The 9,969-nt window shown below is 70.6% G+C and carries 11 protein-coding genes and 2 pseudogenes; 8 read left to right on the plus strand and 5 right to left on the minus strand.

Annotation, left to right across the window (positions count from 1 at the left end; genetic code table 11):
- Positions 1 to 126: pseudogene (locus GJ634_RS11930) on the minus strand (ABC transporter ATP-binding protein); the annotation flags it as partial.
- Between the two features lie 185 nt (positions 127 to 311).
- Here GJ634_RS11930 and GJ634_RS11935 point away from each other — a divergent pair.
- The gene (locus tag GJ634_RS11935) at positions 312 to 857 is read left to right on the plus strand and encodes a DUF5815 family protein (protein ID WP_157502977.1); all 546 of its coding nucleotides are present in this window, start codon (positions 312 to 314) and stop codon (positions 855 to 857) included.
- Positions 858 to 1,041: 184 nt separating this feature from the next.
- Positions 1,042 to 4,272 carry a carbamoyl-phosphate synthase large subunit gene (gene carB / locus GJ634_RS11940; protein ID WP_197425510.1) on the plus strand — a complete coding sequence of 1,077 codons (3,231 nt, stop codon included), beginning with the start codon at positions 1,042 to 1,044 and terminating at the stop codon, positions 4,270 to 4,272.
- Here carB and GJ634_RS11945 read toward each other — a convergent pair.
- Positions 4,235 to 4,534, minus strand: a complete 300-nt coding sequence (locus tag GJ634_RS11945; RefSeq protein ID WP_157502979.1) for a hypothetical protein — start codon at positions 4,532 to 4,534, stop codon at positions 4,235 to 4,237. The genes carB and GJ634_RS11945 overlap by 38 nt on opposite strands.
- An 86-nt stretch (positions 4,535 to 4,620) precedes the next feature.
- Here GJ634_RS11945 and GJ634_RS11950 point away from each other — a divergent pair, with 86 nt between their 5' ends.
- From GJ634_RS11950 to GJ634_RS11960, 3 genes are read left to right on the plus strand one after another with little or no spacing between them, the layout of a single operon-like run.
- Entirely contained in the window at positions 4,621 to 4,938 is a 318-nt protein-coding gene (locus GJ634_RS11950) for a hypothetical protein (RefSeq protein WP_157502980.1), read from the plus strand.
- Positions 4,935 to 5,282 carry a hypothetical protein gene (locus tag GJ634_RS11955; RefSeq protein ID WP_157502981.1) on the plus strand — a complete coding sequence of 116 codons (348 nt, stop codon included), beginning with the start codon at positions 4,935 to 4,937 and terminating at the stop codon, positions 5,280 to 5,282. Before GJ634_RS11950 ends, GJ634_RS11955 begins: the two co-directional genes overlap by 4 nt.
- A gap of 48 nt (positions 5,283 to 5,330) precedes the next feature.
- The gene (locus tag GJ634_RS11960; protein WP_157502982.1) at positions 5,331 to 5,804 is read left to right on the plus strand and encodes a hypothetical protein; all 474 of its coding nucleotides are present in this window, start codon (positions 5,331 to 5,333) and stop codon (positions 5,802 to 5,804) included.
- Here the strand turns inward: GJ634_RS11960 and carA are convergent.
- Positions 5,801 to 6,859, minus strand: a complete 1,059-nt coding sequence (carA, locus tag GJ634_RS11965) for a glutamine-hydrolyzing carbamoyl-phosphate synthase small subunit (RefSeq protein WP_157502983.1) — start codon at positions 6,857 to 6,859, stop codon at positions 5,801 to 5,803. The two genes, GJ634_RS11960 and carA, sit on opposite strands and share 4 nt — an antisense overlap.
- Positions 6,860 to 6,956: 97 nt before the next feature.
- On the opposite strand from carA, the gene GJ634_RS11970 reads away from it, so the two are divergent.
- The 3 genes and pseudogenes from GJ634_RS11970 to GJ634_RS16715 all read left to right on the plus strand — a co-directional run.
- Entirely contained in the window at positions 6,957 to 7,370 is a 414-nt protein-coding gene (locus GJ634_RS11970; protein ID WP_157502984.1) for an Lrp/AsnC family transcriptional regulator, read from the plus strand.
- 48 nt (positions 7,371 to 7,418) lie between these two features.
- The gene (idi, locus tag GJ634_RS11975; RefSeq protein WP_157502985.1) at positions 7,419 to 8,042 is read left to right on the plus strand and encodes an isopentenyl-diphosphate Delta-isomerase; all 624 of its coding nucleotides are present in this window, start codon (positions 7,419 to 7,421) and stop codon (positions 8,040 to 8,042) included.
- Positions 7,970 to 8,386, plus strand: a pseudogene (locus GJ634_RS16715) (Mov34/MPN/PAD-1 family protein); the annotation flags it as partial. The gene idi and the pseudogene GJ634_RS16715, both read left to right, overlap by 73 nt.
- A 113-nt stretch (positions 8,387 to 8,499) precedes the next feature.
- Here GJ634_RS16715 and GJ634_RS16185 read toward each other — a convergent pair.
- Entirely contained in the window at positions 8,500 to 8,736 is a 237-nt protein-coding gene (locus GJ634_RS16185) for a hypothetical protein (RefSeq protein WP_157502986.1), read from the minus strand.
- Complete coding sequence (locus tag GJ634_RS11990; RefSeq protein WP_157502987.1) at positions 8,736 to 9,776, minus strand: zinc-binding dehydrogenase; 1,041 nt, start codon at positions 9,774 to 9,776, stop codon at positions 8,736 to 8,738. The genes GJ634_RS16185 and GJ634_RS11990 overlap by 1 nt, the downstream gene beginning before the upstream one ends.
- Positions 9,777 to 9,969: the final 193 nt, after the last annotated feature.

Here is a 9,969-nt window from a genome sequence, read left to right on the forward strand (position 1 = left end):
CTTGCCGGCGCCGTTCGGCCCGAGGAACCCGAACACCTCGCCGGCGTCGACCTCGAAGGAGACGTCGTCGACGGCGACGAGGTCCCCGTACCGCTTGGTGAGGTCGCGGAGTTCGATGGCGGCCATGGGCCAACGGACACGGACCCGCGCAAAGAAGATTCGGCCCGAACGCAGGGAACGCTCACCGACCAGCCGGCAGCCGGGGCTTTCCGGGCGTCCTCATCGACTCCGTCCCGGGCGCGGAGAGCGACCAGTCAACTGGGCGGCGGCGTTCGCGGGGCTTAACCGGTCGGCGGGCCAACGGCGTGGTAATGACCGAGCCGCGGGTGCCGGGCGCCGAGGACGACGACGCGTGGGTGGACCTCCCGTGCGGGGAGCAGGCCCACGTGAAGGACTTCGACCTGGGGATGCGGGAGTACGACTGTTCGTGCGGGGAGACGCACGCGGTGGTGATGGACATGCATCCGCCGTCGCGGTTCGTGCCGGAGGACATCGTGGGGGTGCTGAAGGAGGCGGTGACGCCGGCGCCCGACGACGAGTTCGAGGAGTTCGGGACGCCGCACCTGATGGGCGCGGTGATGGAGCAGCTCCCGGAGGACATCGTGGCGGTCGACGAGAGCGAGAACGGGAGCGTGGGGTACGCGCTGCTGTGGGTGACGGACCTCGACGCCCGGGAGCTCCACGAGGTCGTCGTGGAACTGGTCGTGGAGCTGATGGACCACGCGGTGAGCCACGCCGACGACAGCGGCACGGAGAGCGAGTTCGAACAGCAGATGGAGGAGTTCGACGTGAGCGAGTTCGTGGACGCGTACCGCGCGCAGCGGGACTTCGACGACGAGTACGACACGCCGGCGTGAGCAGTACGATAACAGGAGACAGGGGTTCGGTGAGGGCGACGGGTTCGGCCGCGTGTGTCGCGCAGCGCCGTTCAGCCGGTCGTGTCGCGGCCACGCCCGACGTGTTTCGATTTTCGTAATTCGACTTCGAACTTCTGTGCATTCCGCGGAGCTTATTACGATGGGCGAACTCCCCACGAGTAGAATGAGCGAGCACGACGACCGCACGGTACTGCTCATCGGGAGCGGCCCCATCCAGATCGGACAAGCGGCTGAGTTCGACTACTCCGGCGCGCAGGCCTGTCGCGCGCTCCAGGAGGAGGGGGTGCGAGTCGTGCTCGTCAACTCCAACCCGGCGACCATCATGACCGACCCCGAGATGGCCGACGCGGTCTACATCGAGCCCATCACGACCGACGCCATCGCGGAGGTCATCGCGGCAGAGGACCCCGACGGCGTCATCGCGGGGCTTGGCGGCCAGACCGGCCTGAACGTCACCGCGGAGCTCGCCGAGGAAGGCGTCCTCGACGAGTACGACGTCGACATCATGGGGACGCCGCTGGACACCATCTACGCGACCGAGGACCGCGACCTGTTCCGCCAGCGCATGGAGGACCTCGGCGAGCCCGTGCCGGCGTCGACGACCATCGCGCTGGACGACGACGAGTCCGTCGAGGACTTCGACGAGGAGGCGTTCCGCGACCGCGTCGAGGCCGCCGCCGCGGAGGTCGGCGGGCTGCCGGTCATCGCGCGCACGACGTACACGCTCGGCGGGAGCGGCTCCGGCGTCGTCGACGACATGGACGAGCTCGTCGCCCGCGTGCGGAAGGGCCTGCGGCTCTCGCGGAACGACGAGGTGCTCGTCACCGAGTCCATCGAGGGCTGGGTGGAACTCGAGTACGAGGTGATGCGGGACGCCGACGACTCCTGTATCATCATCTGCAACATGGAGAACATCGACCCGATGGGCATCCACACGGGCGAGTCCACCGTCGTCACGCCGAGTCAGGTCATCCCGGACGACGGCCACCAGGAGATGCGCGACGTGGCCCTCGAGGTCATCCGCGACCTCGGGATTCAGGGCGGCTGTAACATCCAGTTCGCGTGGCGCGACGACGGCACGCCCGGCGGCGAGTACCGCGTCGTCGAGGTCAACCCCCGCGTCTCGCGCTCGTCGGCGCTCGCGTCGAAGGCGACCGGCTACCCCATCGCGCGGGTGACCGCGAAGGTCGCGCTCGGCAAGCGCCTCCACGAGATCGAGAACGAGATCACCGGCGAGACCACCGCGGCCTTCGAGCCGGCAATCGACTACGTCGTGACGAAGGTGCCGCGGTGGCCCAAGGACAAGTTCCCGGACGTGGACTTCACGCTCGGCACGGCGATGAAGTCCACGGGGGAGGCGATGGCCATCGGGCGCACGTTCGAGGAGAGCCTGCTGAAGGCGCTGCGCTCCTCGGAGTACGACCCGGACGTCGACTGGACGGCCGTCGGCGACGACGAACTCGAGGCGGACTACCTCGAGACGCCGTCCCCGGACCGCCCGTACGCGGTCTTCGAGGCGTTCGACCGCGGGTACAGCGTCGCCGAGGTCAACGAGCTCACGAACTTCCGCGAGTGGTACCTGGAGCGCTTCCAGAACGTCGCGGAAGCGGCCGCGGCCGCCAGCGAGGGCGACTTCACGGCGGCCGCGTCGAAGGGCTTCACGAACCACGAGATCAGCGCCATCGCGGGCGGGGAGTTCGACGACGCGAACGCGTCGTGGCTGCCCGCCGACGCCGACGACGCCGAGGACGAGCTCGCGCCGGACGGCGCTGGCGCCAGCGTCACGGACGTCGAGGAGTCGGTGCCCGGTCGCTCGTACAAGCAGGTGGACACGTGCGCCGGCGAGTTCGCCGCGCAGACGCCGTACTACTACTCGACGCGGCGCCCCGAGTGGTTCAGCGGCCCGCTGAAGGGCGACGCCGCCTCGGGCGAGCTCCGCGTCGACCTCGACGTCGACTCGGTGGTCGTCGTCGGCGGCGGCCCCATCCGCATCGGGCAGGGCGTGGAGTTCGACTACTGTTCGGTGCACGCGGTGCGCGCGCTCCGCGAGGCCGGCGTCGAGGCCCACGTCGTGAACAACAACCCCGAGACCGTCTCGACGGACTACGACACCAGCGACGGCCTGTTCTTCGAGCCCATCACGGCCGAGGAGGTCGCCGACGTCGTGGAGGCGACGGACGCCGACGGCGTGATGGTGCAGTTCGGCGGCCAGACCTCGGTGAACGTCGCGGAGCCGCTCGAGGACGAGATCGAGCGCCGCGGCCTCGACGCCGAAATTCTCGGGACGGGCGTGGAGGCGATGGACCTCGCGGAGGACCGCGACCGGTTCAACGCCCTGATGGACGACCTCGGTATCAGCCAGCCGGACGGCGGCTCCGCGACCAGCGAGGCCGAGGCCCTCGAGCTCGCCCACGACATCGGCTACCCGGTGCTCGTCCGCCCGAGCTACGTGCTCGGCGGACGCGCGATGGACGTCGTCCACAGCGACGAGGAGCTCAAACACTACATGGAGGAGGCCGTCCGCGTGAGCCCGGACAAACCCATCCTCGTCGACGAGTTCCTCGCGGACGCCGTCGAGCTCGACGTCGACGCCGTCGCGGACGGCGAGGACGTCCTCATCGGCGGCGTGATGGAGCACGTCGAGACCGCGGGCGTCCACTCCGGCGACTCCGCGTGCGTGATTCCGCCGCGCTCGCTGTCCGAGGACACGATGAGCCGCGTGCGCGAGGTCACCGAGGACATCGCCACCGCCCTCGACACGGTGGGCCTGCTGAACGTCCAGCTCGCCGTGCAGGACGGCGAGGTGTACGTCCTCGAGGCGAACCCGCGGTCCTCGCGGACGGTGCCGTTCGTCTCGAAGGCGACCGGCGTCCCCATCGCTAAGCTCGCGGCGAAGGTGATGGCCGACTTCTCGCTTTCCGACCTCGACGTCGACGAGGGCGTCCCCGAGCAGTACAGCGTCAAGGAGGTCGTGCTGCCGTTCGACCGCCTGCCGGGCTCGGACCCCCGGCTCGGCCCGGAGATGAAGTCCACGGGCGAAGTGATGGGCACCGCCGCCGACCCCGGGCTGGCGTACTGGAAGGCCCAGCGCGCCGCGGGCAACGACCCCGAAATCGGGGGGACCGCGGTCGTCGACCTCCCGGTCAGCGGCTTCGAGGAGTACTTCGACGTCCAGACGTTCGACGACCTCTCGGAGGCGATTCGCCGCGGCGACGTCGACTTCGTGATCTCGGACGACCGCGACGCGCTCGAGACAGCGGTCGAGGAGGAGGTGCCGTACCTCTCGACGGTCGAGAGCGCGGAGGCGACGCTGGAGGGCGTCGCCCACCACGCCGACGACCTCGACGTGCTGCCGGTCAGCGAGCGCCCGATTCGCGACGAGCAGTGGGGTTAGGCGACCGCCAGCACGGCGGCGCCGACGGCGACGAACGCGGCGAGAGCGTACCACGCTCCCGGCGGACGGTGCGGCCGGCGACGCTCCCGTAGCGCCGGAGGCCGAGCGCCGCGGCGACGAACACGACCGCGAGCGCGGCGCCGAGGGTCGTGTACTCGATCGCGTGGAGGTAGCCGGCGACGGCGCCGACGCACGCGCCGAGCACGCCGGCGTGCCACTCGCGGAACGTGAACCGGTTCGCCGAGAACACCGACTCCGACATTAGTTTCGCCTTCGGATCGGCCGGATTTATAGCTTCCGTCGGCGCCCAAACTGCTTAGTGACCGGGTAGTCAACTCTCGCTCCATCATGGCGCTACCGACGTGGGCGACGAACGTCACCGTCGCCCTGAACGTCCTCACGTTCGCCGCGACCACCGTCGCGTGCACGTTCGCGTCCATCGCGGCGGTCGGGTTCCGCGGGACCGAGTGGGGGCGCGCGCTCGCGCCGCTGCCGGTCGTCTTCGCCGCGATGACGGTGTCGACGGGCGTGACGCTCCACCCCGCGACGCCCGCGGACGGCGGACGGGTCGCGGTCGCGATGTGGGCGGTCGCGATCGGCGCCATCGCGGTGTGTTGCTGGCGGTTCGTGGCGCTGTTCACGGAACGGCGGGTGGTCGGCCGGTGACGCTGCTGGTGTGGCTCGCGGAGGTCGCCGCGCTCGTGGCGCTGTGCGCGGGATTCACCTACCCCGTCGTGGCGTACTCGCGGAACGTCCTCTACCGCGGCGGCGTCCTCCTGCTCGTGGCGGCGCTCGGCTGCCTGACGGTGGGGTCGGTGCTGGAGCTGGTCGTCGACGTCACGGCCGCCGGCGCGCTCGTGGAGGTCGCGGCGTACGTCGCGTACGCGGCCAGCGGCGTGGTGAGCGTCGCGGCGACGTGGCGGTTCGCCCGCGAGTTCGTCCACTTCGGACGCGACGGCGTGGAGGTCGACGCCAGCGAGTTCACCGGGGGGTTCGAGCGTGACTCCTGAGGCGCGCGGCCGGCGGGTCGAGCCGCGCCCGGCGAGGTCGCGCTCTGCGTGCAGCCGAGCGGCCGCCGGCTCGTGGACGCGCTCCCGGCGTCCGCGTTCGGGAACCTCCTGCTGGTGACCACGGACGGCCACCTCGAGCGGCTGGAGGAGTCCATCGCGGCCCGCGGCGGCGACCCGGAGTGCGTCGGCGTCGTCCCCGTCACGGGCACCGAAATCGACTACGACGGCCCGCTGTGGGTGACCGAGCGCGTCGCGCCGAGCGACCTGACGGGCGTGAGCATCCAGTTCTCGAAGGCCTTCGAGCACGTGAAACCCGACGAGGGCTGGGTGGTCGTCGACAGCGTCGGCGTGCTGTCGATGTACGTCTCCGGCGAGCGGCTGTTCCGGCTGCTGGACGCGCTCGCGGGCGCGGTTCGCGGGCGGAACGCCCGCGGCGTGCTGGCGACCGCGGACGGGGTGCTCGGCGAAGCGTCGATGACGAAACTGCGCGGACTGGCCGACGAAGAGATCCAGCTAGGTTAGTCCGCGGTGACGGTCGTGCGGTCCGTCGCGAGCGCGAGCACGTCGTCGAAGAAGTCGAGGCTGTCGTGCGGGCCGGGGTTGGCTTCGGGGTGGTACTGGCGCGTGATGACGCCCAGTTCCTCGGAGTCCAGCCCCTCGGGGGTGTCGTCGTTGACGTTGACCTGCGTGACGTCGAGGTCGCCGGGTTCGGCGACCGTGTAGCCGTGGTTCTGCGTGGTCATCACGACGCGCCCGGAGTCGTAGTCCAGCACGGGCTGGTTGACGCCGCGGTGGCCGAAGTCCATCTTCTCGGTGGTGCCGCCGAGCGCGCGGGCGACGACCTGCTGGCCGAGGCAGATGCCCGCGACCGGGAGGTCGCCGACGAACTCGTCGACGAGGCGTTCGGCGGCCTCGAAGTTCGCGGGGTCGCCGGGGCCGTTCGAGACGAACAGGACGTCCGGGTCGACGGCCGCGAGTTCCGCGGGCGTGGTGTCGTAGGGGAGGACGTGGACGGTGGCGCCGCGTTCGACGAGCGAGGAGACGATGGAGCCCTTCGCGCCGCAGTCGACGAGCGCCACGTCGACGTCGCCGTCGCCGTGGACTTCGGGCTCGTCGACGCTGACGCGGCTGCCGATGTCCGTGATGTCGCTCATGTGCGGGCAGTCCGCGAGCTGGGCCTTCGCGTCCTCGGGGGTGGCGTCGGGGCCGGCGGCGATGCCGACCTTCATCGCGCCGCCCTCGCGGATGTCGAGGACGAGGTCGCGGGTGTCGAGGCCGTCGACGGCGGGAACGCCCTCGGACTGGAGCCACTCGGCGACGTCGTCGGTGAGCTCGCGGGCGACGACGGCGCTGGGGTGGACGCGGTCGGACTCGAAGCGTTCGTCTCGGACGCCGTAGTTCCCGATGAGGGGGTACGCGAACGTGAGCACTTGGGCCTCGTAGGACGGGTCTGTGAGGCTCTCCTCGTATCCGGTGTAGGCGGTCGTGAACACGAGTTCGCCTCGCGCCTGCCCGGGGGAGCGGGCGTTGGCTTCGACCACGTCGCCGGTCTCTAACGCGAGGTAGGCGTCCGACATTACGAGATTCAAACGCAGCCCCGGAGTATAAATCTTGCTTTCGTAGTGAAGTTACGAAATTCGAAATTCTTTTTGTCCGGGAGACCAACGCTGGGGCATGGACGACATCGACCGGCGCATCCTCGACGCGCTGCGGCGGGACGCCCGCACCCCCTACACGGAGATCGCCGACGACATCGGCGTCAGCGAGGGCACCGTCCGCAACCGCGTCGACAGCCTCCTCGAGGAGGGCGTCATCGAGCGGTTCACCGTCGCCACCTCCACGGGCAACGTGAAGGCGATGATCGAGATCGGGGTCGCGATGGACGTCGACACCCACGAGGTCGGCGACCGCATGGTCGACTGGGAGCCCGTCGACTTCGTCTGGCAGGTCTCCGGCGAGGACGACATCGTGCTCGTCGTCGACGCCACGGACACCGGCGGCGTCAACGAGCTCGTCTCGAAGGCCCGCGAACAGGAGGAGGTCGTCTCCACGAAGACCCGGCTCATCCTCGACGAGAAGCTCGGCTGACTGCGGCGAGTCGAAGCGCTATTTACCCACGTCCCCGTCGTTGACGCCATGAGCGACTCAGGGCCCGACGCGCCCGTCCAGTCCGCGCGCACCGACGAGACCGCGGAGAACGCCGAACAGGACGTCGTCGCCGTCGACGCCTACGACGAGAAGGAAGGGCTCGCGAACCGCCTCGACGCCCACACCGGCGACGGCGTCCGCCACCGCGCGTTCACCTGCGTGCTGTTCGACGAGGACGGCCGCGTGCTGCTCGCACAGCGCGCCGCCCGCAAGCGCCTCTGGGACACCCACTGGGACGGCACCGTCGCCAGCCACCCCGTCGAGGGTCAGAGCCAGAAGGAGGCCACCCGCGAGCGCCTCGAGGAGGAACTCGGCGTCACGCCCGACCAGTACGACGACCTCGAGGTCACCGACCGCTTCGAGTACAAGCGTCACTACCTCGACGAGGGCCTCGAGTGGGAGGTCTGCGCGGTGCTCGTGGCGACGCTCTCGGACACCAGCCTCGACCCCGACCCCGACGAGGTCGGCGGCGTACTCTGGGCGGACTACGAGGACCTCTACGAGAACCCGCGGTACTACCGCCAGCTCCGCTTCTGCCCGTGGTTCGAGATCGCGATGCGGCGAGACTTCGAGGGCGACGCCGACCCCGCGCCGGACGGCACCCGAGAGTAGCACCGGCGGGCGGCTTTTTCCCGCTCGACCACGAAGTACCGCCGTGCTCGAACTCGGCCGCGCCGCCTACGACGCCGTCCTCGACCACGCGCGAGCGGACGCGCCCCGGGAGCCTGCGGCGCCTTGCTCGGGCGGCGGGACGGCGACCGCGTCGTCGCGGAGGCGGTGCGGCGCGTGCCGAACGTCGCGGACGCGCCCCGCATCACCTACGAACTCGACCCGGAGGCGACGCTCGCGTCTTCGACGAGGCCGAGGCGACCGGCCGCGAGGTCGTCGGCTTCTACCACTCCCACCCCGCCGGCCCCGCGAAACTGAGCGACACCGACCGCGAACAGGCGTCGTGGCCGGGCTACGTCTACGTGCTCGCGTCGCTGGCCGCGCGGCCGCCGATTCTGGACGCGTGGACGTGGACCGCGAGCGCTTCGAGCCGCTGGCCGTCTCGCTCGCCGACTGAGAACTACCGACCGCGGACGGCGGTCCAGACGCCGACGGCGCCCAGCAGCGCCGCGGGCACCATCGGCACCGCGAGGTACGTGTCCCGGAAGCCGAGCCCGAAGCTCCCGGGGCCGACGACGTAGAGGTACAGCGGCGCGAGCACGCCGGAGACGACGAGCGCGGCGACGACGAGCCACTGCGCGCGCTCGCTCATGCCGCCGGCGTCGTCGCGGTCCTCGCGGGGGTCGTGGGTCACCATTAGCGTTCGCTGTCGGGGATTACCACTACCTTCCCAAAGCCCTCCCGGTTCTCCAGGATCTCGTGGGCGCGGGCGGTCTCGCTCATCGGGAGGACGTCCCGGACCCGGACGTCGAAGGTGCCGTCCCAGACGAGGTCGAGCACGTCGTCGACCTCGCCGGGCGTCGCCATCGTCGACCCGAGCACGGAGAGCTGGTTCCAGAACAGCCGCTGGACGTGGGTCTCCGGGCGGCCGCCCGAGGTCGCGCCGCAGGTCACGAGCCGGCCGCCCTTCGCCAGCGAGCGCAGCGAGTCGTCCCACGTCGCCTCCCCGACGTGGTCGACCACCACGTCGACGCCGCGCTTGCCCGTCAGCTCGCGGACCTCGTCGGCGAAGTCGGTCGCCGTGTAGTCGATGGCGTGGTCGGCGCCGATCTCCTCGGCGTACCGGAGCTTCTCCGGGCTGCTCGCGGTCGCGTACACCTCGGCGCCCGCGTGGGCAGCAATCTGGACGGCCGCGTGGCCGACGCCGCCGCTCGCGCCGAGCACAAGCACCGACTCGCCGGCCTCGACGTCGGCGCGCGTGTGGAGCATCCGCCACGCCGTCTGGAACACGAGCGGCGCGGCCGCCGCCGTCTCCCAGTCGACGTTCTCGGGCACCGCGACGAGGTTGTCCTCGGGGACCGCCGCGTACTCGCTGTGGACGCCGGGGACGTGCTCGCCGATGATGTGGAACGACTCGCAGAGCGGGTAGTCGCCGTCCCGGCAGAACTCGCAGTCCCCGCAGTAGACGCCCGCGGACACCGCCACGTGGTCGCCCTCTTCGAACCGCCGGACGTCCGCGCCAGTCTCGACGACGACGCCAGCGGCGTCGCTGCCCGGCACGTGAGGGAGGTCGAGGTCGAGCATCGGCATCCCGCGCCGCGTCCACACGTCGAGGTGGTTGAGCGCGCCCGCCCGCACGTCCACGAGCACCTCGTCGCGGCCGACCTCGGGGTCGGGGACTTCGCCGTACTCGACGACGTCGGTTCCGCCGTGCTCCGCGAACTTGACAGCCTGCATGTTCGAGCCCTCGCGGCCGCCCACCAAAACTGTGGGGTCCACGCTTTTCCCGTCGGCGCGCGAACCCGTCCCCATGGTCGACTTCCAATCCCGCGAGACGCGCCGGGACGACGACGCCGAGGACGCCGACGACGAGGCGGCCGACGACCCGCTGACCGAGGAACCCGACCCCCAGCACGACGACCACGACGAC

Source organism: Halobacterium sp. CBA1126 (assembly GCF_009741975.1).
In the GTDB taxonomy this organism is placed as follows: Archaea; Halobacteriota; Halobacteria; order Halobacteriales; family Halobacteriaceae; genus Halobacterium.